The organism is Burkholderia sp. MS389 (genome assembly GCF_016899425.1).
Taxonomy (GTDB): Bacteria; Pseudomonadota; Gammaproteobacteria; order Burkholderiales; family Burkholderiaceae; genus Burkholderia; species Burkholderia sola.
Window position 1 is genome coordinate 1,724,726 of the sequence record NZ_CP045994.1, and the last position, 24,969, is coordinate 1,749,694.

23 protein-coding genes and 1 pseudogene are annotated in these 24,969 nt (G+C 68.2%); 17 read left to right on the top strand and 7 right to left on the bottom strand.

Features of this window, described 5'->3' with window-relative positions; translation table 11 throughout:
• Positions 1-35 precede the first annotated feature (35 nt).
• Together GJG85_RS08055 and GJG85_RS08060 are read right to left on the bottom strand one after the other, a co-directional pair.
• Positions 36-1,322, bottom strand: coding sequence for an MFS transporter (locus tag GJG85_RS08055; RefSeq protein WP_089488411.1), 1,287 nt, complete (start codon positions 1,320-1,322; stop codon positions 36-38).
• A 35-nt stretch (positions 1,323-1,357) separates the two neighbouring features.
• Positions 1,358-2,779, bottom strand: a complete 1,422-nt coding sequence (locus GJG85_RS08060) for a M20 family metallopeptidase (RefSeq protein WP_124556404.1) — start codon at positions 2,777-2,779, stop codon at positions 1,358-1,360.
• Between the two features lie 163 nt (positions 2,780-2,942).
• On the opposite strand from GJG85_RS08060, the gene GJG85_RS08065 reads away from it, so the two are divergent.
• From GJG85_RS08065 to GJG85_RS08080, 4 genes are all read left to right on the top strand, one after another.
• Entirely contained in the window at positions 2,943-3,896 is a 954-nt protein-coding gene (locus GJG85_RS08065; protein WP_050012572.1) for a LysR substrate-binding domain-containing protein, read from the top strand.
• Between the two features lie 64 nt (positions 3,897-3,960).
• On the top strand, positions 3,961-5,091 hold the full coding sequence (gene mnmH, locus GJG85_RS08070) for a tRNA 2-selenouridine(34) synthase MnmH (RefSeq protein WP_050012573.1): 1,131 nt from the start codon (positions 3,961-3,963) through the stop codon (positions 5,089-5,091).
• Positions 5,088-6,146, top strand: coding sequence for a permease (locus tag GJG85_RS08075; RefSeq protein WP_027809855.1), 1,059 nt, complete (start codon positions 5,088-5,090; stop codon positions 6,144-6,146). The genes mnmH and GJG85_RS08075 overlap by 4 nt, the downstream gene beginning before the upstream one ends.
• Positions 6,147-6,252: 106 nt before the next feature.
• Positions 6,253-6,675, top strand: coding sequence for a hypothetical protein (locus GJG85_RS08080; protein ID WP_050012574.1), 423 nt, complete (start codon positions 6,253-6,255; stop codon positions 6,673-6,675).
• Positions 6,676-6,747: 72 nt separating this feature from the next.
• On the opposite strand, the gene GJG85_RS08085 is transcribed toward GJG85_RS08080, so the two are convergent.
• Positions 6,748-7,581, bottom strand: a complete 834-nt coding sequence (locus tag GJG85_RS08085; protein WP_050012575.1) for an ABC transporter permease — start codon at positions 7,579-7,581, stop codon at positions 6,748-6,750.
• Positions 7,582-7,587: 6 nt separating this feature from the next.
• The gene (gene nodI / locus GJG85_RS08090) at positions 7,588-8,502 is read right to left on the bottom strand and encodes a nodulation factor ABC transporter ATP-binding protein NodI (protein ID WP_050012576.1); all 915 of its coding nucleotides are present in this window, start codon (positions 8,500-8,502) and stop codon (positions 7,588-7,590) included.
• A gap of 331 nt (positions 8,503-8,833) precedes the next feature.
• Between nodI and GJG85_RS08095 the strand changes: the two genes are divergently transcribed.
• Positions 8,834-9,331 (top strand): universal stress protein, encoded by a 498-nt coding sequence (locus GJG85_RS08095; RefSeq protein ID WP_089467374.1) that lies wholly within the window; start codon positions 8,834-8,836, stop codon positions 9,329-9,331.
• A 93-nt stretch (positions 9,332-9,424) separates the two neighbouring features.
• Here GJG85_RS08095 and GJG85_RS08100 read toward each other — a convergent pair whose 3' ends face one another.
• Genes GJG85_RS08100 through lexA form a run of 3 tightly spaced genes read right to left on the bottom strand, consistent with a single transcriptional unit; the run spans position 9,425 to position 11,182 of the window.
• Positions 9,425-10,144 (bottom strand): DUF2939 domain-containing protein, encoded by a 720-nt coding sequence (locus GJG85_RS08100; RefSeq protein WP_050012578.1) that lies wholly within the window; start codon positions 10,142-10,144, stop codon positions 9,425-9,427.
• A gap of 29 nt (positions 10,145-10,173) precedes the next feature.
• Entirely contained in the window at positions 10,174-10,509 is a 336-nt protein-coding gene (locus GJG85_RS08105; protein ID WP_050012579.1) for a hypothetical protein, read from the bottom strand.
• A gap of 25 nt (positions 10,510-10,534) precedes the next feature.
• Positions 10,535-11,182, bottom strand: coding sequence for a transcriptional repressor LexA (gene lexA, locus GJG85_RS08110; protein ID WP_050012580.1), 648 nt, complete (start codon positions 11,180-11,182; stop codon positions 10,535-10,537).
• Here lexA and GJG85_RS35280 point away from each other — a divergent pair.
• The 12 genes and pseudogenes from GJG85_RS35280 to GJG85_RS08165 all read left to right on the top strand — a co-directional run.
• Positions 11,153-11,269, top strand: a pseudogene (locus GJG85_RS35280) (sodium:proton symporter); the annotation flags it as partial. The gene lexA and the pseudogene GJG85_RS35280 sit on opposite strands and share 30 nt — an antisense overlap.
• A gap of 177 nt (positions 11,270-11,446) precedes the next feature.
• Positions 11,447-12,484 (top strand): sulfate ABC transporter substrate-binding protein, encoded by a 1,038-nt coding sequence (locus GJG85_RS08115; protein WP_050012581.1) that lies wholly within the window; start codon positions 11,447-11,449, stop codon positions 12,482-12,484.
• Between the two features lie 135 nt (positions 12,485-12,619).
• Entirely contained in the window at positions 12,620-13,519 is a 900-nt protein-coding gene (gene cysT, locus GJG85_RS08120; protein WP_204383832.1) for a sulfate ABC transporter permease subunit CysT, read from the top strand.
• On the top strand, positions 13,516-14,460 hold the full coding sequence (cysW, locus tag GJG85_RS08125; protein WP_050012583.1) for a sulfate ABC transporter permease subunit CysW: 945 nt from the start codon (positions 13,516-13,518) through the stop codon (positions 14,458-14,460). The genes cysT and cysW overlap by 4 nt, the downstream gene beginning before the upstream one ends.
• Positions 14,461-14,473: 13 nt before the next feature.
• Positions 14,474-15,532 (top strand): sulfate ABC transporter ATP-binding protein, encoded by a 1,059-nt coding sequence (locus tag GJG85_RS08130; protein ID WP_050012584.1) that lies wholly within the window; start codon positions 14,474-14,476, stop codon positions 15,530-15,532.
• A gap of 75 nt (positions 15,533-15,607) precedes the next feature.
• On the top strand, positions 15,608-16,534 hold the full coding sequence (locus tag GJG85_RS08135; RefSeq protein WP_034186954.1) for a CysB family HTH-type transcriptional regulator: 927 nt from the start codon (positions 15,608-15,610) through the stop codon (positions 16,532-16,534).
• A 575-nt stretch (positions 16,535-17,109) separates the two neighbouring features.
• Complete coding sequence (locus tag GJG85_RS08140; protein ID WP_050012585.1) at positions 17,110-18,060, top strand: sugar ABC transporter substrate-binding protein; 951 nt, start codon at positions 17,110-17,112, stop codon at positions 18,058-18,060.
• Between the two features lie 139 nt (positions 18,061-18,199).
• Entirely contained in the window at positions 18,200-19,813 is a 1,614-nt protein-coding gene (locus tag GJG85_RS08145) for a sugar ABC transporter ATP-binding protein (RefSeq protein WP_089488415.1), read from the top strand.
• On the top strand, positions 19,810-20,829 hold the full coding sequence (locus GJG85_RS08150) for an ABC transporter permease (protein ID WP_006476069.1): 1,020 nt from the start codon (positions 19,810-19,812) through the stop codon (positions 20,827-20,829). The genes GJG85_RS08145 and GJG85_RS08150 overlap by 4 nt, the downstream gene beginning before the upstream one ends.
• Before the next feature lie 35 nt (positions 20,830-20,864).
• Positions 20,865-21,896, top strand: coding sequence for a LacI family DNA-binding transcriptional regulator (locus GJG85_RS08155; RefSeq protein WP_050012587.1), 1,032 nt, complete (start codon positions 20,865-20,867; stop codon positions 21,894-21,896).
• The gene (gene rbsK, locus GJG85_RS08160) at positions 21,893-22,822 is read left to right on the top strand and encodes a ribokinase (protein ID WP_204383834.1); all 930 of its coding nucleotides are present in this window, start codon (positions 21,893-21,895) and stop codon (positions 22,820-22,822) included. Before GJG85_RS08155 ends, rbsK begins: the two co-directional genes overlap by 4 nt.
• Positions 22,823-23,107: 285 nt before the next feature.
• On the top strand, positions 23,108-24,886 hold the full coding sequence (locus GJG85_RS08165) for a methyl-accepting chemotaxis protein (protein ID WP_204383860.1): 1,779 nt from the start codon (positions 23,108-23,110) through the stop codon (positions 24,884-24,886).
• Positions 24,887-24,969 lie beyond the last annotated feature (83 nt).

Sequence of the window (24,969 nt, forward strand, 5' to 3'; positions counted from 1 at the left end):
TGCGGCGGCGCCGCGCCGCGCCGTCGTTTCTCGCGTCAGCGCATCTTCAGCCGCGTGCGCGCGACGAACAACGCGGCGAGGCTCAGCAGCGCGCATCCCATCAGATAGAGCGCCGGCGACAGTCGGTTGCCGGTCGTGCTGATCAGCCAGGTGATGACGAACGGCGCGAAGCCGCCGAACAGCGTGACGCCGGTGTTGTAGCTGACCGCGAGCCCGGTGGCGCGTGTTTGCGACGGGAACAGTTCGGCCATCAGCGCCGGCAGCGCGCCGCAGTACATCGCCTTCAGCGCGCCGATCCAGATCAGTGCGGCGAGCATCGTCGCGAACGACGCGTGGCGCGTGAGCCACGCGAACGTCGGCCACACGGTCAGCAGCATCAGCACGGCCGCGACCGCCATCATGCGGATCCGCCCGGTGCGGTCGGACAGATGGCCGACGACCGGCGTGACGAGCGTCAGCACGAAACCGGTCGCGAGCGTCGCCGCGAAGCCCGTCGATGCCGGCAGCCCGAGCTGCTTGATCGCGTAGGTCGGCATGTACAGGATCATGTAGTTGACCGCGGTCGAGATCACGAGCGCGCCGATCGACAGCAGCAGCCGCACCTTCTGGTCCGCGAACAGCTCGCGAACCGGCGCCTCGGAGCGCGCCTGCGTCTTGAACTCGACGCCTTCGTCGACGTAGCGGCGGATATACAGCCCGACCGGGCCGATCGCGAGCCCGAACAGGAACGGCACGCGCCAGCCCCAGCTTTCGAGTTGCGCGGTGGTCAGCGTGGCCGTCAGCAGCGCGCCGAAGCCCGACGCGAGCAACGTCGCGAGGCCCTGGCTCGCGAACTGCCAGCTCGACATGAAACCGCGCCGCTGCGGCGCGTGTTCGACGAGAAATGCGGTCGAACTCGCGAATTCGCCGCCCGCGGAAAAGCCCTGCATCAGCCGCGACAGCATGATCCCGAGCGGCGCGAGCATGCCGATCGATGCGTAGGTCGGCATCAGCGCGATCAGCAGCGTGCCGACCATCATCATCGCGATCGACAATAGCAGCGACGCCTTGCGGCCCGCGCGGTCGGCATACGCGCCGAGCACGAAGCCGCCGATCGGCCGGATCAGGTAGGACAGCCCGAACGTGCCGAGCGTCAGCATCAGCGACGTCGCTTCGCTCGTGGCGGGGAAGAACAGCTTGGCGATCGTCACCGCGAAGAAGCCGTAGACGATCAGGTCGAACCATTCGAGCGCGTTGCCGATCGACGCGGCGAAGATGATGCGCCGGATTTTCGCGGCGCTCGGGCGCGCGGCGTCCTGCGCGGTGAGGGTGGTCGTATTCATCGTGTGTGCAGATCCCGTGAAAGGGGCGAAGCGCGTTACAGGGCGGCGCCGGCCGCGGCGGATGCCGCGCGGCGAACGGGCGGCGCGTCGTCGCCGAGATCCCAGAAGAGGCCGGCCATCATCTGCAGCCCCTCGCTGACGACGCTCGCGAGCAGATGCTCGTCGGGCGCGTGCTGCGCGCACGCCGGGTAAGAGTGCGGCACCCACAGCGTCGGCAGCCCGAGCGTGTCGGCAAACACCTCGTTCGGCAGCGTGCCGCCGAGATTCGGCAGGATCGCGGGCTTCTTGCCGGTGGTGCGCGCGAGCGACGCGACGGCCCAGCGCACCCACGGATCGTCCGGCGGCACGCGCGTCGCCGGTGCGCCGCGCTCGACGTCGATCTCGATGTCGGCGAAGCCGTGCGCATCGAGGTGCGCGCGCAGGTGCGCATGCAGTGCTTCCCAGTCGGTGCCGACGACGAAGCGCAACTGGCAGTGCGCATACGCGGCGGGCGGGATCGCGTTGACGGGGTGCTCCGGATTGCCGGCCTTGAACGCGAGGATCTCGAACGTGTTCCAGCCGAATACGCGTTCGGCCGCGGACAGGCCGGGCTCGCCCCAGTCGGCGTCGAGCGCCGGGTCGCCGGGGCCGCCGCCGACGGAAAGATCGGCGAGCGCGTCACGCACCGCGGCCGGGATCGGCGGCGGGCGCAGCCCCGCGACGCGAATCGCGCCGCGCGCGTCGACGAGGCTCGCGAGCGCATGCGCGAGCACGATCGCCGGATTGCGCAGCAGTCCGCCCCAGTTGCCGGAATGATGCGCACCGTCGCGGGCGCGCAGGCTCAGCTTGAAGTTGACCGCGCCGCGCGAGCCGAGGAAGACCGTCGGGCGCGCGGCGGCGATGCGTGGGCCGTCCGACGCGATCAGCACGTCGGCCGCCAGCGCGTCGCGCTCCTGGCGGCACAGCGCGTCGAGCCCCGGCGACCCGGTTTCCTCGCCCATTTCGATCAGCAGCTTCGCGTTGAAGCCGAGCCGGCCGCCGCGCGCATCGAGCACGCTCGCCAGCGCGGCGAGGTTGATCGTGTGCTGGCCCTTGTTGTCGGCGCTGCCGCGGCCATACCAGCGATCGCCGTCGGCCGTCAGCGTCCACGGCGACAGCGGCGCGCGCCACTGCGCGTCGTAGCCGCGCACGACGTCGCCGTGGCCGTAGATCAGCACGGTCGGCAGCGCGTCGTCTTCGTGGCGCGACGCGAGCAGGAACGGGCCGCCGCCGTCGACCGGGTTGTCGACGATCCGCGACGTGAAACCGAGGCGGGCGGCCTCGGGCGCGATCTCGTCGGTCAGATAGGCGCGCAGCGCGGCGCCGCTGCCGCATTCCTGGCTTTCGGTGCGCAGGCCGACGCGGCGGCTCAGGGTCGTGAAGAACGCGCCGGATTCGAACTGGTTCAGCGCATGCTGGATGGCGGCGGTACGGCTCAAATCGTGTCTCCTCGGTCGGGTTCGCCGTGCGCGGGCCGCGCAGGCAACGTGAAGTGCGATCGATTCTAGAAAGCCGCTTTTTTTGTCACAATGATCGAATTTCGAACCTTTCTTTGCCGAAAAGGCAAAGCAGCGCGGCCGGATGCGGCGCGGAGACAGAACGATGGCGGCTTTCCTGCATGGCCTGGGGTTGCGGTATTTCGTCGAGGTGGCGCGTACCGGCTCGATCAGCGACGCGTCCGCGCGGCTGCACGTGGCCGTGTCGGCGATCAGCCGCCAGATCGCGAAGCTGGAGAGCGAGCTCGGCGCGCCGCTGTTCGAGCGGCGGCCGCGCGGGATGGCGTTGTCGGAGGCGGGGGAGCGGTTGCTGGCGTTCGCGCAGCGCAGCCTGCTGGAGGCCGAGCACGTGATGAAGGACATCGGCGGGCTCGACGCGCTGCACGGCAGCCTGCTGAAGATCGCGTGCTCGGAAGGGTTCGCGATCGATTTCCTGCCCGGCGTGCTCGCGAGCTTCAAGGCGCGCCACCCGGGCGTCGATTTCACCGTATGGGTCGTATCGCCGGCGGACGCGACCCGGCGCGTGCGCGACGGCGATGCGGACATCGCATTGACGTTCAGCCTCGCGCCGGAGAAAGGCGTGCGCGTCGACCACACCGAGCGCGCGCCGGTCTTTGCGCTGGTCCGGCACGATCACCCGCTCGCGGCGCGCGATGCGGTGTCGCTTGCCGATGTCGCGCGGCACGCGCACGTGCTGCCCGAGGCCGGCACGACGGTGCGCCAGTTGATCGACATCGCGTGCGCGCTCGACGGGCTGCTGCTCGAGCCCGAACTGACCAGTAACAACACAGCGGCGATGTACGGCTACGCGCGCCGCACGGGTGCGGTGATGTTCACGGGGCTGTTGTCGGTGCGCGATCGCGCCGATGCGGACGGCTTCGTCGTCGTGCCGGTGACGAACCCGCAACTGCGCGAACGCAGCATCCAGGTGCAGACGATGGCCGGGCGCGATCTGCCCGCGTCGGTGCGCGCGTTCCGCGACCATCTGATCGACGCGATGCAGGCCGCGTCGTCGTCGCCGACTGCCGCACGAGGCCCGGGACGCCGGCCCGTGAGATAATCGTCAATCCGCCTTCCGTGCCCATGCGGCTCCCCGAGCCGCATCGCCCCTGTTCGACGCCAAATTGAAGAACCTGATTGTCACCCTCGATCGCGCCGGCGAGTTCGACGAGATCATCGACGTGCGCACGCCGCTCGAGTTCGCCGAGGACCATATCCCCGGCGCGCTGAACGCGCCCGTGCTCAGCAACGAAGAGCGCGTGCTCGTCGGCACGATGTACCGGCAGGTGTCGCCGTACGAGGCGACGCGCGTCGGCGCGGCGATCGTCGCGCGCAACATCGCACGCCATCTCGACACGACGTTTGCCGACCGGCCGCGCAACTGGCGACCGCTGATCTACTGCTGGCGCGGCGGCAAGCGTTCGGGCTCGATGACGACCTGGTTCAACCTGATCGGCTGGAAGGCGCGCCAGCTCGACGGCGGCTACAAGGCATACCGCCGGTCGGTGTGCGCGACGCTCGACTCGCTGCCGACGCGCTTTCGCTACATCGCGCTCGTCGGCCATACGGGCTGCGGCAAGACACGCCTGCTGAACGCGCTGCGCGACGTGGGCGCGCAGACGCTCGATCTCGAAGCACTCGCGTGCCATCGCGGCTCCCTGCTCGGCGCGCTGCCGGGCAAGCCGCAGCCCACGCAAAAGGGGTTCGATTCCGGGCTCGTCGAGACGCTCGGGCGTTTCAACTCCCAATGGCCAGTATTCGTCGAGTCGGAAAGCCGCAGGATCGGGCTCGTGCAGTTGCCGATCGCGCTGATCGAAGCGTTTCACGCGGGGCCGTGGGTGCAGGTCGAAGCGGCGCACGACGAGCGGATCGCGTTCCTGCTCGACGATTACGCGCACCTGTTCGACGAACCGGACGCATTCAAGGCGCAGCTTCATCGGCTGATCGGCCTGCACAGCCGCGAAGAGGTGATGCGCTGGAAGGCGCTGATCGATGCCGGCGCGCGGGCCGATCTGTTCACCGAACTGATCGACAGACATTACGATCCCGCCTACGCACGCACGTATCGCGCGACATACGACAAGCCGAACCGCGCGCTGACGTTCACGTTCCGGCCCAACGCGGACGACGTACGCGCTCAGGCGCGCACGCTGCTGGCCGAACTCGCGCAGGCCGGATTGCCCGCATCGGCCGCGCTTGCCGGCGGCACGACATCCGAAACCGACAAAAACCAATCGACGATCACCACACGATGACGACCACACGCACCCAACCGAACCCGGCCCTCGGCTGGATGACCTTCCTGCTGATCGCGGTCGCGGGACTGTTCTACGTAAAATGGTTCCCGTACTACAACAAGGCGTTCGTTGCCGCCGAGCACCATTCGATCGGCCAGTCGATCCTGATGGGCACGTCGGCGGCCGCACCCGAGCCGTCGCTGAAGGCGGCGCTCGACTACGCATGGGCATACGGCAAGGCGATCTGGCAGGCGATGGTGCTCGGCCTGCTGCTTGGCTCGGCCGTGCAGGCGCTGCTGCCCGCGCATTGGGTGGCGCGCGTGCTCGGCCGCACGGGCTTCGGCAGCGTCGCCGCGGGCGGGCTGCTGTCGCTGCCCGGGATGATGTGCACGTGCTGCGCGGCGCCGGTCGTCGCCGGCCTGCGTGCGCGCCATGCATCGCCGGGCGGCGCGGTCGCGTTCTGGCTCGGCAATACGGTGCTGAATCCGGCCGCGCTGGTGTTCATGGGCTTCGTGCTCGGCTGGCACTGGAGCGCGCTGCGCCTCGTGCTCGGCATCGCGATGGTGTTCGGGATCGGTTATCTGCTGAACCGCATCGCGCGCCCCGAAGACCGCAGCATCGACGATGCGCAGCTCGCCGCGCTGGCGGCCGAACAGGCCGCTGCCGGCAATCCGTTCGTCCGCTGGATGAAACTGCTCGCGCGCATGGCCGTGCGGCTCGTGCCCGAATACATCGTGCTCGTGCTGCTGCTCGGCGCCGCGCGCGCGTGGCTGTTTCCGCACATCGGCCCGGACATCGGCAATCATCTCGGCTGGATCGTCGCGTTCGCGGTCGCGGGCATGCTGTTCGTGATCCCGACGGCCGGCGAGGTGCCGATCATCCAGGCGATGCTGTCGCTCGGCATGGGCGTCGGTCCGGCCGCCGCGCTGCTGATGACGCTGCCGCCGATCAGCGTGCCGTCGCTCGCGATGCTCGCGCGTTCGTTCAAGCCCTACATGCTGGCGATCGTCGCGACGCTCGTCGTCGTATTCGGGATCGTGAGCGGCTTGCTCGCGATCGCGTTCGGGTTCTGACAACGCGGGCGACACGCCGGCCCGGCGCACGCGTCGCATTCGTATTCATCCGGCGCCGCCGCTTCACGCGTGCGGCGCCCTTTACAAGAAGCAAACAGGAAAACGCATGACCCAACCGAAGATCCATCCTCGACTCGAAAAGGCGCTGACGCGCGGCGATCTCGCGATCCGCCAGGCCAATTCCGCGCGGGCGACTGCCGTGCTGAACGCGCTCGGCACGATGATCATCGAGGCATCCGCAACGATCGGCGTCGAGGCCAGCATCGACATTCCGCAAGGCGATCGCATCTACGATCCGGTCAACGGCCTGTGGCCGCAGAAGATGCTGGTGTCGTTCGACGGCCCGGTGAACGAAGCCGACAAGGAAGAACTGCGCACGGTCTATCTGGTGGCCGACGATCCGGGCACGCAGTTCCGCGTCGAATGGCATCGCGCGGACGGCAAGCTCGGCCGCCAGGAAGGCGGCCCGCTCGCGACCGTCGCGTTCCTGACCGACGTCGAAATTCCGTGGAGCGACGACGACGAGTAACGTCGTCGCATGAAGCCGGCGCCCGGTGCCCGACGCCCGGTGCCCGGTGCCCGGTGCCCGACGCGCCGGCCGTCAGCGCATCATCCGCCGCCGGAACAGCCACGCGGACAGCAGGAACCCGCCGACCGCGTAGCCGGCGAGCACCACGACGTGCAACGCGATGTCGGTCGCCGGCCGACCGAGCATCGCAGGCCGGATCAGCTCGACCGCATTCGCGAGCGGCAGCGCCTGCGCCGCGTGCCGCGCGAGCGGCGGCAACTGCGTGATCGGGAAGAACACGCCCGACAGCAGCAGCATCGGCGTCAGCACGAGCGTCTGGTAGAACATGAAGAAATCGTAGGATGGCGCGAGCGCCGTGACGATCATCGCGAGGCTGGCGAACGCGAGGCCGGCCAGCGCGATCACGGGCAGCACCGCGAGCATCGACGGAAACGCCGCGTAGCCGAGCACGCCCGCGACGAGCATGATCGCGCTCCCCGACAGCATCGCCTTGCTGGCCGCCCAGACGATCTCGCCGAGCACGATGTCGCCGAGCGCGAGCGGCGTATGCATGATCGCTTCCCACGTGCGCTGCACGTGCATCCGCGAGAAACCCGAATACATCGATTCGAAGCTCGCGGACATCATCACGCTCGAGCCGACCGTGCCGGCCGCGAGGAACGCGATATACGACACGCCGTCGACATGGCCGAGCATCAGGCCGAGCCCGAAACCCAGCCCGAACAGATAGATCATCGGATCGGCGAGATTGCCGAACATCGACGCGAGCGCGAGCTTGCGCCACACGAGATAGTTGCGCCGCCAGACGGCGACCCAGTTGCTTGCGTTCGCCGGCATCGCGATCGCGAAGCGCGACGCGCGCGGCGGGGCCGATGGCGTGGTGGCGGAATAGTTGCGGACGTCCATGGTCGATCAGTCCTGCATCTCGCGGCCCGTGAGCCGCAGGAACACATCCTCCAGATTGGCCGGGCGATGCAGATAGCGCAACCCCGGGCGGCCCGTGAGTCGTGCGCTGACCGGTTCGGGGTCGGTCACGTAGCAGAACAGCGTCTCGCCGCTGATCTCGGTGTGCTTCGCGAATGCCGACAACTCGTCGCGCAGCGCGACCGGATCCGGCCCGTAGATCTCGATCACGTCGCAGCCGATCTCCGATTCGATCAGTGCATGCGGCGCACCTTCGGCGATCTTGCGGCCTTCCTCGATCACGCACAGCCGATCGCACAGGCGCTCGGCTTCTTCCATGAAATGCGTGGTGATCAGGATCGTCTTGCCGCGCGCGAGCAGCGAGCGCAGCCGCTCCCACATCAGGTGGCGCGCCTGCGGATCGAGGCCCGTCGTCGGCTCGTCGAGCACCAGCACGTCGGGATCGTTGACGAGCGCGCGGGCGAGCGTGAGGCGGCGTTTCATGCCGCCCGACAGTTCGCCGACTTTTGCATCGGCCTTGTTTTCCAGCTTCGCGAATTCGAGCAGGGGCGGCACGAGCGCGCGTGCGGCCTGCGCGGACATCCCGAAATAGCGGCTGAACACGAGCAGGTTTTCACGGACGGTGAAGTCGGGGTCGAGGTTGTCGAACTGCGGGACGACCCCGACTCGCCGGCGTGCATGTCGCGCACGCGATGGAACCGGTTCGCCGCACAGCGCGATCGTGCCTGCGTCGGGATGCGCGAGGCCGAGCAGCATCTTCAGCGTCGTGGTCTTGCCGGCGCCATTCGGCCCGAGCAGACCATAGCATTCGCCGGCCTTCACGTTGAAGGACAGGCCATTGACGACGAGCTTGTCGCCATAGCGCTTTTCGACGTTGCGGAAATCGATTGGTGCGACGGACATGGGCGTGTTGTCGTTGTAAGCGGGTGCGTTCCGCCGCCCGGCCCGCGGCCCGTGTGCGAACGGATCGCGCGAAGGCGTGTCACATGGGCATGGCCGAAGCATACGACGCCGGCGCGAGCTGGCCCGCCGGACGTGGAACGGGGCCATTCTAGTGCATCGCTGCATCGCTTGAGGGCATGCGCGCACGGTGCGATTCAAGCGCGCAGCGATCGTGCACCGCATCATCGCGCACGCGCCGAGCGGGGCGAATCAGCGTTTTCCATCCCTTGCGTCCTGAATTGCGGCGCACCATGATGAATGCGTAGGCTCGTTGTCGCGATAGGGAGGCTTCATGGCTAGCTACAACAAGATTTTGCTGTGTTACGACGGCACGCTCGAAGGGCGCAAGGCGCTGCGTTACGGCGCCAATCTCGCAATGGACCTGAAGGCCGAAACGCACTTGCTGTCGGTCGTGGACATGCGTTCGAGCATCGCGCAAAGCGCGGGTTTGCTGACCGACGTCGCATGCGGCCGCTTCGAGGAAACCGCGCGCGAAATCCTGCAGGAAGGCGTGAACTGGCTGCGCGAGCGCGGCGTCCAGGCCGAAGGCCATTTCGCATTCGGTTATCCGATCGACGAAATCGCGAATCTCGCGTCGGAGCTGAAGGTCGACCTCGTCGTCGTCGGCCACCGGTGCCGCAGCGGATTGTCGAGATGGTGGATGGGGTCGGGCAATACGCAACTGCTCGATCGCGTGAACTGCAGCATTCTGGTCGCGTGCTCGTCGGCGGAAGAGCAGAAGGCCGAAATCGCGCGCGAACGTGAAGCGGCCACGGCGAGCAGCCAATGACCTAAAGGCTGGATGACCCTGACAGCCCGACCGGCGATGCGGGCCGGTCAGGCGTCGCGCTGCATTGGCAGCGCGCGCACCGAGCGTGGCCTGTTATGCGTGCAGGTCGATTCCGGACAATTTCCACGAGAACAGCCCGAAGCGGTGGAAGATCGCCGCATAGCGCGTGCCGTCGGCGCTGCGCTGATATGTGACGACGAATTCATCGATATTCCGGTAGCCCGCGCTGGTTTGCTGCTGGCGCGGCGCTTGCGTTGCTTCGCTCGGGCTGGCTGGTGCGGCGGGCGCAGGTGCCGGCGACGATGCGGCCGAAGCGGCTGGGTTGCCGCCCGGTACCGCAGCACTTGCCGGCGCCGGATTGACGGGCGGTGCGGCAGGCGGGTTGCCGGACGCATTGCCTGCTGGCGGCTGATTCGACCACTCGGGCGGGCGCTCGCCGGGATTGCCGCGCGGCGGCAATCCGCTCATCAACGCGGCGACGCCTTCCGGGGTCGCGTACGCATCGACCAGCGGGCCGATCAGCGCCGACCCGATCAGCGCGCCAATCACCGCTAACGGATTGTTCTTCTTCACGGCGTCGATCCGGCGCATCAACTCTTCCGTGACCTGCTGCTTCAGGCTGATGCGCAGCGACGGAAAATCGACATACTCGCTGATCGCCTGCGCATCGCGCGCATCGATCGCCGATTTCAGGCGACCGAGCGCGACATACGGTGACGCGTACGCATAGCCGAGCGCCGCAATGAGGGCGACGACCAGCGCGACGATCAGCAGCGGCTTGATTCGCCAAGCGCGGCGCGACGATTCAGTCACGTTGCCTCCGGTGCGGGAAGGTTCCGCAATCAGAGACCGCCCGGCGTGGCCGATCGTTCCTCCGCGATGCAGCGATCGATCATCCGGCACACGGCATCGATCGTGCCCACCATGATCAGGCGCGAGCGGCCGTGATAGACGCGCACCGGCGCGCGGCGCGCGGGTTCCGCATGGTTCAGACCGGCGTTCAGCGACACCCGCGCGAACGCGGGGAGCGCTGACGGCAGCACGGACGCCTGCCGTTCGACTGCGATTTCTTCTTGCACAGGCGCCGCCGCGGACAGCGGTGCGCAGGGCGTGCGGCCGCGCAGATGACGCAGGCGACCGAATTGACGGAAAGGCAGCAGGCGGGAAAGGCGTTCCATGATGTTCTCCTAGCGAGACGGAATGTCAGAGTTCGCCCGAGCGGATCAGCCCGACGGCGATGCCTTCCAGCGCGAAATCCGCGCTGCCGGCCTTGACGAAGATGTTTTCGTAATCCGGGTTCTCCGCGATCAGCTCGAGGCCGCCGGGCCGGCGCATCAGGCGCTTGACCGTGACGTCGTCGCCCAGACGCGCGACGATGATCTGGCCGTCCTTCGCTTCCGTGCGCTTCTGCACGGCGAGGAGGTCGCCGTCGAGAATGCCGGCGTCGCGCATCGACAGGCCGCGCACCTTCAGCAGATAGTCGGGCTTGCTGGTGAACAGCGCGGGATCGCACGCGTAGTGCTGCGAGATGTGCTCCTGCGCGAGGATCGGGCTACCGGCCGCGACGCGGCCGACGAGCGGCAGCGACAGTTGCATCAGGCCGGCGTGCGGCAGCGTGAACTGATGTGGGGCGTCGTCGAGGCCGAGCAGCCGGATGCCGCGCGACGCGCCGGCCGCCAGCTCGATCACGCCCTTGCGCGCCAGCGCGCGCAGGTGCTCCTCGGCGGCATTCGGCGAACTGAAGCCCAGCTCGGCCGCGATCTCGGCACGGGTGGGCGGGAATCCGGAGCGCTCGATCGCGCGACGGATCAAGTCGAACACTTGCTGCTGACGGGCGGTGAGTTTGGTCATGGCTGAACTGTATGGATAGACAGTGAGCTGTATTTTTATACAGTACTTGGGGAATTTCAAGTGTTACTTGAGGTTCGACGCGATCGCGCCGGTTCCGGCGTGATTTCGCGACGTCCTGACGCCGGTTTGTCCGCCGCAACCGTCCATCCCGTCTGCGTTAGCACTTTTGAGTATTAAAAAATAAGGAACGATTATTTTTAATCATGTAACCCGTTCGATAGACTGGCCCGACATCGCAATACCGACAACACTGGAGAACCAAGGATGGCGAAGCGCAATACGGGGCTGGTGGGCGGAGTGGGTCGCCTGATCGCAACACTCGCGCTGGGCGCGGCGGCGGCGCTGGGCGTCGCGACGCATGCGCAGGCCGATACGACCTTCCTGAACGTGTCGTACGACCCGACGCGCGAGCTGTATCAGGATTTCAACCAGGCGTTCGGCAAGGAGTGGAAGGCGAAGACGGGCGAAACGGTCAACTTCAAGCAGTCGCACGGCGGTTCGGGCGCGCAGGCGCGCTCGGTGCTCGACGGGCTGCAGGCCGACGTCGTCACGCTGGCGCTCGCGTACGACATCGACGCGCTCGCGAACAAGGGGCTGGTGAACAAGGATTGGCAGAAGCGCCTGCCCGACAACGCGTCGCCGTACACGTCGACGATCGTGTTCCTCGTGCGCAAGGGCAATCCGAAGGGGATCAAGGACTGGGACGACCTGACCAAGCCGGGCATCTCGATCGTCACGCCGAACCCGAAGACCTCGGGCGGCGCGCGCTGGAACTACCTGGCCGCATGGGCGTACGCCCAGCACAAGCCGGGCGGCAACGAGCAGACCGCGAAGGAATTCGTCTCGAAGCTCTACAAGAACGCAGGCGTGCTCGATTCGGGCGCGCGGGGCGCGACGACGAGCTTCGTGCAGCGCGGGATCGGCGACGTGCTGATCGCATGGGAAAACGAGGCATTCCTGTCGGTCAAGGAATTCGGCACCGACAAGTTCGAGATCGTCGTGCCGTCGGTGAGCATCCTGGCCGAGCCGCCCGTCGCGGTGGTCGACAAGGTGGTCGACAAGAAGGGCACGCGCAAGCTGGCCGAGGCATACCTGAATTTTCTGTACAGCCCGCAGGGCCAGGAAATCGCGGCGCGCAACTACTACCGGCCGCGTTCGAAGAACGTACCGGCGGAGCTGACCAAGCAGTTCCCGAAGCTGAAGCTGTACACGGTCGACGACACGTTCGGCGGCTGGACCAATGCGCAGAAGACGCATTTCGCGGACGGCGGCGTGTTCGATTCGATCTACAAGCCGCAGTAACGCACGCAGTCACACCATAACGACAAGCGGCGCGCCACGACAGCGCGCCGCGTCCCCGACGGCTCGCCGGCGCGATTCACTGCGCCGGCGTTTGCGTCGGACCCGTGAGCAGCATCGACCCAGCAAGAGCATCCGATGACGACGTACACCTTTCGCAAGCCGAGCGCGCTGCCCGGTTTCGGCGTGACACTCGGCATCACGGTGGCCTATTTGAGCCTCGTGGTGCTGATTCCGCTCGCCGCCACGTTCCTGAAGACCGCGACGCTGTCGTGGGACCAGTTCGTCACCGCCGTCACGTCGCCGCGCGTGCTCGCGTCGTACCAGCTGACGTTCTCGGCCGCGCTCGGCGGCGCGCTGATCAACGCCGTGTTCGGCTTCCTCGTCGCATGGGTGCTGGTGCGCTACACGTTCCCGTTCAAGCGCCTCGTCGACGCGGTCGTCGACCTGCCGTTCGCGCTGCCGACGTCGGTGGCCGGCATCTCGCTCGCGGCCGTCTACGCGACCAACGGCTGGGTCGGCCAGTATCTGGCGCCGCTCGGCATCAAGATCGCGTTCACGCCGGCCGGCGTGCTGGTCGCGCTGACCTTCATCGGGCTGCCGTTCGTCGTGCGCACCGTGCAGCCGGTGCTCGAGGATTTCGAGCGCGAGCAGGAAGAAGCCGCCGCGTGCCTCGGCGCGTCGCGCTGGCTGACGTTCCGCCGCGTCGTGCTGCCGGCCGTGCTGCCGGCGCTGCTCACCGGTTTCGCGCTGTCGTTCGCGCGCGCGCTCGGCGAATACGGGTCGGTGATCTTCATCGCCGGCAACGTGCCGATGAAATCCGAGATCACGTCGCTGCTGATCATCACGAAGCTCGAGCAGTACGACTACGCGGGCGCGACCGCGCTGGCGGTCGTGATGCTGGTCGTGTCGTTCCTGATGCTGCTGCTGATCAACACGCTGCAGTGGTATCTGCAGCGTCGTACGAGCAAGGGGGCGAGCGGCCCGGCGCCCGCCACCGTCACCGCCGCTGCTGCCGCCGCAGGAGGCCAGCAATGAGCCAGGAGGCCACCGTCGTGCTGAAAACCCCGTCGCCGGCCGCGCGTGCCGCGAAGCGGCTCGACCCGGTCAGCGAGTCGCGCGTCGTGCGCTGGCTGCTCACCGGCATCGCGCTGGCGTTCCTCGCGTTCTTCCTCGTCGTGCCGCTCGCCGCGGTGTTCGTCGAGGCGTTGCGCAAGGGCGTCGGCTTCTATCTCGAATCGCTCGCCGATTCCGATGCGTGGTCGGCGATCAAGCTGACGCTGACCGTCGCCGTGATCGCGGTGCCGCTGAACCTCGTGTTCGGCGTGTGCGCATCGTGGGCGATCGCGAAATTCGAATTCCGCGGCAAGGCGCTGCTGACGACGCTGATCGACCTGCCGTTCTCGGTGTCGCCGGTGATCTCGGGCCTCGTGTACGTGCTGCTGTTCGGCGCGCAGGGCTGGTTCGGGCCGTGGCTGCAGGATCACGACGTGCAGATCATCTTCGCGGTGCCGGGCATCGTGCTCGCGACGATCTTCGTCACGTTCCCGTTCGTCGCGCGCGAGCTGATTCCGCTGATGCAGGCGCAAGGCACCGACGAGGAAGAAGCCGCGCGCGTGCTCGGCGCGTCGGGCTGGCAGATCTTCCGGCGCGTGACGCTGCCGAACGTGAGGTGGGGCCTGCTGTACGGCGTGATCCTGTGCAATGCGCGCGCGATGGGCGAGTTCGGCGCGGTGTCGGTCGTGTCCGGCCACATTCGCGGCGTGACCGACACGATGCCGCTGCACGTAGAGATCCTGTACAACGAATACAACTTCGCGGCGGCGTTCGCGGTGGCGTCGGTGCTGGCGCTGCTCGCGCTCGTCACGCTCGCGCTGAAGCTGATCGCCGAGCGTCATCTTGCGGCCGAACTGGCCGACGCGCACGACGCCGTTCCCGCACATGCCGGCCCCGTCGGCGCCGTTTCGTCGAAATCGTAAAGAGGCAACCAGAATGGGTATCACCGTCCGTCACCTTCAGAAGCGCTTCGGCGATTTCACGGCGCTCGACAACGTCTCGCTTGACTTCCCGCCCGGCGAACTGGTCGCGCTGCTCGGGCCGTCCGGCTGCGGCAAGACCACGCTGCTGCGCGTGATCGCGGGCCTCGAGCACGCGGACGCCGGCCAGGTCGTGCTGCAGGGGCTCGACGTCGCGTCGGTCGGCGCGCGCGAGCGGCAGGTCGGCTTCGTGTTCCAGCATTACGCGCTATTCCGCCACATGACGGTGTTCGAGAACGTCGCGTTCGGGCTGCGCGTGAAGCCGCGCCGCGAGCGGCCGTCCGAAGCCGCGATTCGCGAGAAGGTGCACGAGCTGCTCAAGCTCGTGCAGCTCGACTGGCTCGCGCAGCGCTATCCGTCCGAGCTGTCGGGCGGCCAGCGTCAGCGCATCGCGCTTGCCCGCGCGCTCGCGGTCGAGCCGAAGGTGCTGCTGCTCGACGAACCGTTCGGCGCGCTCGACGCGAAGGTCCGCAAGGAGCTGCGCGGCTGGCTGCGTCGCCTGCACGACGACCTGCACATCTCGACGATCTTCGTCACGCACGACCAGGAAGAGGCACTCGAAGTGGCCGATCGCATCGTCGTACTCAATCGCGGCCACGTCGAGCAGGTCGGCAGCCCGCAGGACGTCTACGACCATCCGCAAAGCGCGTTCGTGTACGAGTTTCTCGGCGCGGCGAACCGGCTGCCGGGCACGGTGGCCGGGCGCGGCTTCGTCGCCGAGGGCGCGGCGGCGCCGATCGAGGTCGACGCCGATTTCGCGGGCCCCGCGAACGCGTACGTGCGGCCGCACGATCTGCAGCTGTGGCCGGCGGGCGAAGGGCACAGCGACGGCATCGCGGTGGACGTACGGCGCGTGATTCCGCTCGGCGGTTCGGTGCGCGTGGAGCTCGAGGCGCGCGCGGGCGGCGCGCTCGAGGCGGAACTCGACCGCGACGCATGGCGCGCGCTTTCGCTGCAGGTCGGCGACGGCGCGACCGCCGTGCCGCGCGCCGTGCGGGTATTTCCCGCGCGTTGACGAGACAACGCAGGGCAGAGGGCGGGATTCGCGCCGATTCGACAATCAAACAACGACAGCCTAAGAGGCATACCCATGAATTTTCAGCAATTGCGGTTCGTGCGCGAAGCGGTGCGCCAGAACATGAACCTGACGGAAGTCGCGAACGTGCTGTACACGTCGCAGTCGGGCGTGTCGAAACAGATCAAGGATCTGGAAGATGAGCTGGGCGTCGACATCTTCATTCGGCGCGGCAAGCGGCTGACGGGGCTCACGGAGCCCGGCAAGGCGGTGCACCAGCTGATCGAGCGGATGCTGCTCGACGCCGAGAACCTGCGCCGCGTCGCACGCCAGTTCGCCGATCAGGACAGCGGCCACCTCGTCGTCGCGACGACGCACACGCAGGCGCGCTACGCGCTGCCGAAGGTGATCCGGCAGTTCACCGAGGTGTTCCCGAAGGTGCATCTCGCGCTGCGTCAGGGCAGCCCGCAGCAGATCGCGCAGATGATCCTGAACGGCGAGGCCGATCTCGGTATCTCGACCGAGGCGCTCGATCGCTATCCGGACATCGTCACGTTCCCGTGCTATTCGTGGCACCACACGGTCGTCGTGCCGAAGGGCCACCCGCTCGTCGGTCGCGAGAACCTGACGCTCGAGGAAATCGCCGAATACCCGATCATCACGTACGACCAGGACTTCACGGGCCGCTCGCACATCGACCAGGCGTTCACGCAGGCGGGCGCGGTGCCCGACGTCGTGCTGACCGCGATCGACGCGGACGTGATCAAGACCTACGTCGAGCTCGGGATGGGGATCGGCGTGGTCGCGGCGATGGCCTACGACCCGCAGCGCGACACGGGGCTCGTCGCGCTCGACACGCAGCACCTGTTCGAGGCGAGCACGACGCGGGTCGGGCTGCGCAAGGGCGCATTCCTGCGTGCGTATGCGTACCGGCTGATCGAAATGTTCGCGCCGCACCTGAACGAAGCGGAAATCGCGGGGCTGTTGCGCGAAGCCGTTTGATTCGCGCGTGTCGCGCGCTGTCCGGGCGGATCCCGCGGACGGCGCGCGACACGCATGACGCGCACCTTGCCGTACGCCGCACCGGGCGGCGGCGGGGGATGGCCGCCGTCACGCTTCAAGCATCGGCCGACGCTGCCGGTCCGGTCCGGTCCGGTGCGTCGCGTCAGCCGACGATCGACCTGCGTTCCCGTGCGGACAGAAAAACAAGAACAACCGGCAACGCAGAACCTGCATGCACCGCGCTTCGGCGAACCGCCGCCGGCATCGCGAGTGTCGTATTTGCGCGTCGCGAAGCGCGCTCGCGCGCTCCGAATAAACCCTTAAATATTGATTAGACAGGTTGCGCGCCGAAGCGAATCGGTACAGCATAGCCTTCACTCCGCCGGCGTCCCGCCGGCGGTGGCGCGTCAACGCCAGCACGCGCCAGGCAGTCGGCCGTCTGCCTCGCTTCCATTCCGTGGTACCGACAGCAACATCGATGGCCATTGCCCGGGTAGTGTGGCGCAAACGTTTGCTCACATTAAAACAACAACCGAACAACAATCGGCCTTCGGGCCAGTCGCCAGGAGATGTGTATGAATGTCCGCTTTCGCCGTCGCTTCCTGACCGCCGCGCTCGCCGCCGTCGCGGTGGCCGCTGCCCCGGCTGTCCACGCGCAGTCCGCGGCCAAGCCGAAGGTCGCGCTCGTGATGAAGTCGCTCGCCAACGAGTTCTTCCTGACCATGGAAACGGGCGCGAAGGAATACCAGAAGCACAACGCGAACCAGTTCGACCTGATCACCAACGGCATCAAGGACGAGACCGACACCGCGAACCAGATCCGCATCGTCGAGCAGATGATCGTGTCGAAGGTCGACGCGATCGTGCTCGCGCCGGCCGATTCGAAGGCGCTCGTGCCGGTCGTGAAGAAGGCCGTCGACGCCGGCATCGTCGTCGTGAACATCGACAACCGGCTCGATCCCGACGTGCTGAAGTCGAAGAACCTGAACGTGCCGTTCGTCGGCCCGGACAACCGCAAGGGCGCGCGCAAGATCGGCGACTACCTCGCGAAGCGGCTGAAGGCGGGCGACCAGGTCGGCATCGTCGAAGGCGTGTCGACGACGACCAACGCGCAGCAGCGCACGGCCGGCTTCCAGGACGCGATGAAGGCGGGCGGGATGAAGGTCGTGTCGGTGCAGTCGGGTGAATGGGAGATCGACAAGGGCAATGCGGTGGCCGCCGCGATGCTCAACGAATACCCGAACCTGAAGGCGCTGCTGTGCGGCAACGACAACATGGCGATCGGCGCCGTGTCGGCCGTGCGCGCGGCCGGCAAGCAGGGCAAGGTGCTCGTGGTCGGCTACGACAACATCAACGCGATCAAGCCGATGCTGAAGGACGGCCGCGTGCTCGCGACCGCCGACCAGTATGCGGCGAAGCAGGCCGTGTTCGGCATCGACACGGCGCTCAAGGCGATCGCCGAGCATCGCAAGCAGGCCGACCTGTCCGGCGTGGTCGAGACGCCGGTGGATCTCGTGACGAAGTAACGCCGCACCGGTCCGGCCGCCGCGCTCAAGAATCCGGCGCGGCGGCCGTTATCCGGTGTGAGCGCGATCACGGCCACTGCATGCACTTGTGAGCGTCATACCCGCGCGCCCCGTGCGCGCGGCCGCAACCAGGATCGCGATGGAACCGACCTTCCAACCCTCCCGTTCAGCCCACCCCGTGCTGTCCGTCTCCGGCATCGGCAAGACCTATGCCGAACCCGTGCTCGCCGACGTCACGCTGACGCTCGACGCGGGCCAGGCGCTCGCGCTGACCGGCGAGAACGGCGCCGGCAAGAGCACGCTGTCGAAAATCATCGGCGGGCTCGTCGACCCGACCACCGGCACGATGCAGCTCGGCGGCGAGGCCTATGCGCCGGCGAGCCGCACGCAGGCCGAGGCGCTCGGCGTGCGCATGGTGATGCAGGAGCTGAACCTGCTGCCGACGCTGAGCGTCGCCGAAAACCTGTTCCTGAACCGCCTGCCGCGGCGCTTCGGCATCATCGATCGCGCGCGGCTGCGCGACGACGCGCGCGCGGCGATGGCGCAGGTCGGGCTCGACGCGGTCGACCCCGATACGCCGGTCGGCGCGCTCGGTATCGGCCATCAGCAGATGGTCGAGATCGCGCGCAACCTGATCGGCGACTGCCGCGTGCTGATTCTCGACGAACCGACCGCGATGCTGACCGCGCGCGAAGTCGAGCTGCTGTTCGAGCAGATCGACCGGCTGAAGGCGCGCGGCGTCGCGATCGTCTACATCTCGCACCGGCTCGAAGAGCTCGCGCGCGTCGCCGAGCGCGTCGCGGTGCTGCGCGACGGCCGGCTCGTGCATGCGGGCGACATGGCGGCGACGACGTCCGACGGGCTCGTCACGCTGATGGTCGGGCGCGAGGTCGGCGAACACATCGATCTCGGCGAGCGCCGCTTCGGCGCGCCGCGGCTCGCCGTATCGGGCCTCACGCGCGGGACGGCGGTGCGCGACGTGTCGCTCGAGGTGCGCGCGGGCGAGATCTTCGGCATCTCGGGGCTGATCGGCGCGGGACGCACCGAGCTGCTGCGGCTGATCTACGGCGCCGATACGCCGGATGCCGGGACGATCGCCGTCGGTCAGCCGTTGAAGCCGGCGCGGATCGCGTCGCCCGTCGATGCGGTGAAGCTCGGTATCGCGCTGATCACCGAGGATCGCAAGGGCGAAGGGCTGCTGCTGTCGCAGTCGATCACCGCGAACGTGTCGCTCGGCCAGCTCGACCGGCTCGCGCGCGGCGGCATCGTCGATTCGGCCCGCGAAACGGCGCTCGCCGAGCAGCAGATCGATGCGCTGCGGATCCGTACGCACGGCGCGGCGCAGCCGGTCGGCGAGCTGTCGGGCGGCAACCAGCAGAAGGTCGTGATCGGCCGCTGGCTCGCGCGCGACATGGGCGTGCTGCTGTTCGACGAGCCGACCCGCGGGATCGACGTCGGCGCCAAATTCGAGATCTACACTTTGATGGGCGCGCTCGCGCGCGAAGGCCGCGCGCTGGTGGTCGTATCGAGCGACCTGCGCGAGCTGATGCTGATCTGCGACCGGATCGGCGTGATGTCGGCCGGGCGCATGACCGCCGTGTTCGAGCGCGGCAACTGGACCCAGGACGCGCTGCTGGCCGCGGCGTTCGCCGGCTTCGGCCGCGAGACGCCGGCGGCCGCCATGCAGCATCCGGACCCGGAGCACGCGCGCGGCGCCGCTCCGGGCACTTCGACGACAGGACGACAGCAATGACCCAGCCTCCCGTATCCCCGACCGACGCAGGCGCGCAGCAGGACGTGACGGGCCGCCGCGCGCGCACGCTGTCCGGCACGCGGCTCGGCCTGTCGAACTATCTCGGGCTCGCCGGCGCGCTGGCCGCGATGATCGCGCTGTTCTCGGTGCTGAGCTCGCATTTCCTGACCTACGACACGTTCAGCACGATCGCGAACCAGATTCCCGATCTCGTCGTGATGTCGGTCGGGATGACCTTCGTGCTGATCATTGCCGGGATCGACCTGTCGGTCGGCTCGGTGCTCGCGCTCGCCGCGTCGATGGTCAGCGTCGCCGCGCTGAAATGGCAGTGGGGGCCGCTGCCGGCCGCGCTGATCGGGATCGCGGTCGCGACCGCCACGGGCGCGCTGACGGGCGCGGTCACGGTCGGCTGGCGGATCCCGTCGTTCATCGTGTCGCTCGGCGTGCTGGAGGCCGCGCGCGGCCTCGCGTACCAGCTGACGAATTCGCGCACCGCGTATATCGGCGACGCGTTCGACTTCCTGTCGAACCCGATCGCGCTGGGCATCTCGCCGGCGTTCCTGATCGCGGTCGCGGTGATGATCGCGGCCCAGTTCGTGCTGACGCGCACGGTGTTCGGACGCTATCTGGTGGGCATCGGCACGAACGAGGAAGCGGTGCGACTTGCAGGGGTTAACCCGCGGCCGTATAAAATCCTCGTATTCGCACTGATGGGCGCGCTCGCGGGGCTCGCGTCGCTGTTCCAGATTTCGCGGCTCGAGGCGGCCGATCCGAACGCGGGCGCGGGCCTCGAACTGCAGGTCATCGCCGCCGTCGTGATCGGCGGCACGAGCCTGATGGGCGGGCGCGGCTCGGTGATCAGCACGTTCTTCGGCGTGTTGATCATCTCCGTGCTGGCCGCGGGGCTCGCGCAGATCGGTGCGAACGAGCCGACGAAACGGATCATCACGGGTGCGGTGATCGTGGTGGCGGTCGTGCTCGATACGTATCGCAGCCGGCGTACGCGCGTGCGGTAAAAAGACAGACAGAACAGACCAGAGAGAAACGGGAAATGGCGACGATCAAGGATGTGGCGGCCATGGCGGGCGTGTCGTTTACGACCGTCTCGCACGTGGTGAACAATTCGCGGCCGGTGTCCGCCGACGTGCGTGCGAAGGTCGAGGGCGCGATCCGCGAGCTGAATTACGTGCCATCGGCCGTGGCGCGCTCGCTGAAGGCGCGGGCGACGGCGACCATCGGCCTCGTCGTGCCGAACAGCACGAATCCGTACTTCGCCGAGCTGGCGCGCGGCATCGAGGATCAGTGCGCGGCCAACGGCTATTGCGTGTTCTTCTGCAATTCGGACGACGATCCCGTGAAGCAGCGCAACTACCTGCGCGTGCTGCAGGAAAAACGCATCGATGGGCTGATCGTCGCATCGGCCGGCGAGGACGCGGTGCTCGCGCAGACGCTCGCGGATATCCATGCGCCGCTCGTCGTCGTCGACCGCAACATCGAGGGGCTCGCGGCCGATCTCGTGCAGATCGACCACGAGCGCGGCGCATACCTGGCGACGCGCCACCTGCTCGAACTCGGACACGCGAAGATCGGCTGCATCACCGGGCCGACCGACACCGCGGTCAGCGCGATGCGCGTACACGGCTTCATCCGCGCGATGGCCGAGCGCGGCGTCGACATCGTGCCGGGCGCGATCGCCGAAAGCGATTTCTCATGCCTCGGCGGCTATCACGCGGCGTCGCGGTTGTTCGAATCGGTACGGCCGAGCGCGATCTTCGCGGGCAACGACCTGATGGGGGTCGGCGCGCTGCGCGCGGCGGCCGAGCGCGGGCTGCGCGTGCCCGACGACTGTTCGATCATCGGCTTCGACGACATCGAATTTTCCCGCTACACGTATCCGGCGCTGTCGACGGTCGGCCAGTCGGTGCGCGCGCTCGGCGAAATGGCCGCGCAGACGTTGATCGAACGGATCGGCGGCGGCTCGACCGCCGTGCCGAGCCGCCGCCGTGTCGTGTCGCCGCGCCTCGTGCTGCGCGAATCGACGGCCGTCTATCGCGAGCCGGCCGCGCCGGGTGCGCGCGCATGACGGCGAGCGCAACGGGCGCCGGCCGCGTGACGGTGGTCGGCAGCCTCAACATGGATCTCGTCGTGCGCGCGCCGCGGCTGCCGCTGCCGGGCGAAACGCTCGCCGGGCACGCGTTCGCGCAGGCGGCGGGCGGCAAGGGCGGCAACCAGGCCGTCGCCGCCGCCCGGCTCGGCGCGCAGGTCGCGATGATCGGCTGCGTCGGCGCGGATGCGCACGGCGCGGCACTGCGCGCGGGCCTCGAGGCCGAGGGAATCGACTGCACGGGGCTCGCGACGAGCGCGTCGGCGTCGACCGGCGTCGCGCTGATCGTCGTCGACGATGCGAGCCAGAACGCGATCGTGATCGTCGCGGGCGGCAACGGCGAGGTCACGACCGACACGATCGCACGGTACGAGGCCGCGCTGGCGACGGCCGACGTGCTGATCTGCCAGCTCGAGACGCCGCCGGCCGCGGTGTTCGCGGCGCTGTCGGCCGGACGCCGGCTCGGCCGCACGGTGGTGCTCAATCCGGCCCCGGCCGTCGCGCCGCTGCCGGACGGCTGGCTGCAGCTCGTCGATTACCTGATCCCGAACGAGGTCGAGGCGGCCGCGCTGACCGGGCTGCCGGTGCGCGACCCGGCCGACGCCGAAGCCGCCGCGCGGGCGCTCCAGGCCGGCGGCGCGCGCAACGTGCTGATCACCCTCGGCGCGCGCGGCGTGCTCGCGCTGACGGCCGACGGCGCCGCGCGGCACTATCCGGCGCCGGTCGTGCAGGCCATCGACACGACGGCGGCCGGCGACACCTTCATCGGCGGCTTCTCCGCACGGCTCGCGGCCGGCGCGGACGTCGATACCGCCATTCGCTTCGCGCAACGCGCGGCGGCGCTGTCGGTGACGCGCGCGGGCGCCCAGCCCTCGATCCCGACGCGGGCGGAACTGGCCGACTAGGGCCGGATCCCCGGTCTCGCGTTTTCGGTTCCCCACGCGCCCGGTCCGTCGCACGAGACGGCCGGGTGCGCTGCATTGGCGCGCCGACGCGCGTTCGCCCCCGTTTTCGCTCCGACCCGAATTGCGTCGATTATTCAGTCTTATTCAATAAACAGACGAATAATGCGAAATAAACACGGCAAAACCATCAAGTTATGCGCCGCGCGGTCGTAAATGCACCGAGTGAAGCAATGCTTCGAGCCAACGGGCCGGGCCCGTTCATGACGACGCAACACAGGGTGGATGATGGTGTTCAGGAACCTGACGATTCGTGCGCGCATCGGTTTGACGATGGCGTTTCTGGCGGTACTGCTGGCTGTCACCGGCGTGCTTGGTCTGCACGGGATGACGCGTTCGAACGAGTCGACGCGCGAGATTTACACGAACCAGATGCCGAGCGCGGTCGACGTCGCGGTCTCGGAAATGTTCGCCGCACGCGAGCGCCTCGCACTCGACCGTGCGGCGCTGCTGGCCGGCACGCCGGACTCGGCGGCGGCCATCGAGCGCAGCCGCGCGATGCGCACGCAGTCGGACGCGTGGTGGCAGAAATACCTTGCGCTGCCGCGCGACGCCGACGAGGACCGGCTCGCACAGGACGTCGCCGCCCGGCGCAAGGTGCTGCAGGCCAGTTGCGACGCGTTCGCGAGTGCGGTCGCGGCCGGCGATCATGACCGGATCGGCGACGGCGCGAAGCAGCTTCAGGCGCGCTATACCGAGCTGGCCGCGGCCGGCGAAGCGCTGCGCAACTTCCAGTTCACCAATGCGCAGGCGCACTTCGATCAGGCGGAATCGGTGTTCGAGACGATGCGCGTGCTGTCGATCGTCGTGCTGTTGGCCGGCATCGGCGCCGCGGTGCTGTCGTGGCTGACGCTGAGCCGCGCGATCGGCCGCCCGATCGCCGACGCGCTGTCGCATTTCGACGCGATCGCCGCGGGCGACCTGCGCCGGCCGATCGTCGTGGACCGGCGCGACGAGATGGGCCAGATGCTGGAGGGCCTCGCGAGGATGCAGCGCGGGCTCGTCGACACGGTGCGCACCGTGCGCGGCGGCAGCGAGTCGATCGCGACCGCGGCCCGCCAGATCGCGGCCGGCAACATCGACCTGTCGTCGCGTACCGAGGAACAGGCCGCCGCGCTGCAGGAAACCGCGTCGAGCATGGAGCAACTGACCGGCACCGTGAAGCAGAACGCGGACAATGCGCGTCAGGCAAGCTCGCTGGCCGCGAATGCGTCCGAGATTGCAAACAAGGGCAATACGGTGGTCGGCCAGGTGGTCGGCACGATGGGCGAAATCAACGACAGCTCGGCGAAAATCGCGGACATCATCGCGATCATCGAGGGAATCGCGTTCCAGACCAACATTCTTGCGCTGAATGCGGCCGTCGAAGCCGCGCGGGCCGGCGAGGAAGGCCGAGGCTTCGCGGTTGTCGCCGGCGAAGTGCGCAGCCTCGCGCAGCGTTCGTCGAGCGCGGCGAAGGAAATCAAGGCGCTGATCGACGCGTCGGTGGAGCGGATCCGGACCGGCTCGACGCTGGTCGACGAAGCCGGGCGCACGATGAGCGACGTGATCAGCGCGGTTCAGCGCGTGACGGACATCATGGGCGAGATCGCGGCGGCGTCCGAGGAGCAAAGCGGCGGGATCGACCAGGTGGCGCGCGCGGTCACGCAGATGGACGAGGTCACGCAGCAGAATGCCGCACTCGTCGAGGAAGCCGCGGCTGCCGCGCAGTCGCTCGAAGAACAGGCGGCCCGCCTGCGCGAAACGGCGGCGGTATTCCAGCTCGACGACGGAGCGGCACGCGCGGGCGCCGTCGTTGCGGTGGCGGCGCGTCCTGCTCCGCGTGCGCCTTCCGCTCCGGCGGCGGCCCCCGCACCGGCTGCCGCGCGCGTCGAACGCGACGCCGCGCCGAAACGTGCGGCCGCTGCAGCGACGGCGCCGGCGCGCAAGCCTGCCGCCGTCTCGGCTGCGCCCGCGCCCGCGCCGGCCGCCGCGACCGTCGGCGGCGACGACTGGGAGACGTTCTGATCGGCGCGCGCCGCGTATCGATCCCCATTTGGTGACCAACGACGCCCGCGATTGCGGGCGTCGTCGTTTCTGCGACAGTTGAA

Excerpts from the sequence above, each read along its gene's own strand:
- GJG85_RS08055 (WP_089488411.1), bottom strand. The coding sequence starts at position 1,322 with ATGAATACGACCACCCTCACCGCGCAGGACGCCGCGCGCCCGAGCGCC.
- GJG85_RS08065 (WP_050012572.1), top strand. The coding sequence starts at position 2,943 with ATGGCGGCTTTCCTGCATGGCCTGGGGTTGCGGTATTTCGTCGAGGTG.
- GJG85_RS08075 (WP_027809855.1), top strand. The coding sequence starts at position 5,088 with ATGACGACCACACGCACCCAACCGAACCCGGCCCTCGGCTGGATGACC.
- GJG85_RS08080 (WP_050012574.1), top strand. The coding sequence starts at position 6,253 with ATGACCCAACCGAAGATCCATCCTCGACTCGAAAAGGCGCTGACGCGC.
- GJG85_RS08085 (WP_050012575.1), bottom strand. The coding sequence starts at position 7,581 with ATGGACGTCCGCAACTATTCCGCCACCACGCCATCGGCCCCGCCGCGC.
- nodI (WP_050012576.1), bottom strand. The coding sequence starts at position 8,502 with ATGTCCGTCGCACCAATCGATTTCCGCAACGTCGAAAAGCGCTATGGC.
- GJG85_RS08095 (WP_089467374.1), top strand. The coding sequence starts at position 8,834 with ATGGCTAGCTACAACAAGATTTTGCTGTGTTACGACGGCACGCTCGAA.
- GJG85_RS08105 (WP_050012579.1), bottom strand. The coding sequence starts at position 10,509 with ATGGAACGCCTTTCCCGCCTGCTGCCTTTCCGTCAATTCGGTCGCCTG.
- lexA (WP_050012580.1), bottom strand. The coding sequence starts at position 11,182 with ATGACCAAACTCACCGCCCGTCAGCAGCAAGTGTTCGACTTGATCCGT.
- GJG85_RS08115 (WP_050012581.1), top strand. The coding sequence starts at position 11,447 with ATGGCGAAGCGCAATACGGGGCTGGTGGGCGGAGTGGGTCGCCTGATC.
- cysT (WP_204383832.1), top strand. The coding sequence starts at position 12,620 with ATGACGACGTACACCTTTCGCAAGCCGAGCGCGCTGCCCGGTTTCGGC.
- cysW (WP_050012583.1), top strand. The coding sequence starts at position 13,516 with ATGAGCCAGGAGGCCACCGTCGTGCTGAAAACCCCGTCGCCGGCCGCG.
- GJG85_RS08130 (WP_050012584.1), top strand. The coding sequence starts at position 14,474 with ATGGGTATCACCGTCCGTCACCTTCAGAAGCGCTTCGGCGATTTCACG.
- GJG85_RS08135 (WP_034186954.1), top strand. The coding sequence starts at position 15,608 with ATGAATTTTCAGCAATTGCGGTTCGTGCGCGAAGCGGTGCGCCAGAAC.
- GJG85_RS08140 (WP_050012585.1), top strand. The coding sequence starts at position 17,110 with ATGAATGTCCGCTTTCGCCGTCGCTTCCTGACCGCCGCGCTCGCCGCC.
- GJG85_RS08145 (WP_089488415.1), top strand. The coding sequence starts at position 18,200 with ATGGAACCGACCTTCCAACCCTCCCGTTCAGCCCACCCCGTGCTGTCC.
- GJG85_RS08150 (WP_006476069.1), top strand. The coding sequence starts at position 19,810 with ATGACCCAGCCTCCCGTATCCCCGACCGACGCAGGCGCGCAGCAGGAC.
- GJG85_RS08155 (WP_050012587.1), top strand. The coding sequence starts at position 20,865 with ATGGCGACGATCAAGGATGTGGCGGCCATGGCGGGCGTGTCGTTTACG.
- rbsK (WP_204383834.1), top strand. The coding sequence starts at position 21,893 with ATGACGGCGAGCGCAACGGGCGCCGGCCGCGTGACGGTGGTCGGCAGC.
- GJG85_RS08165 (WP_204383860.1), top strand. The coding sequence starts at position 23,108 with ATGGTGTTCAGGAACCTGACGATTCGTGCGCGCATCGGTTTGACGATG.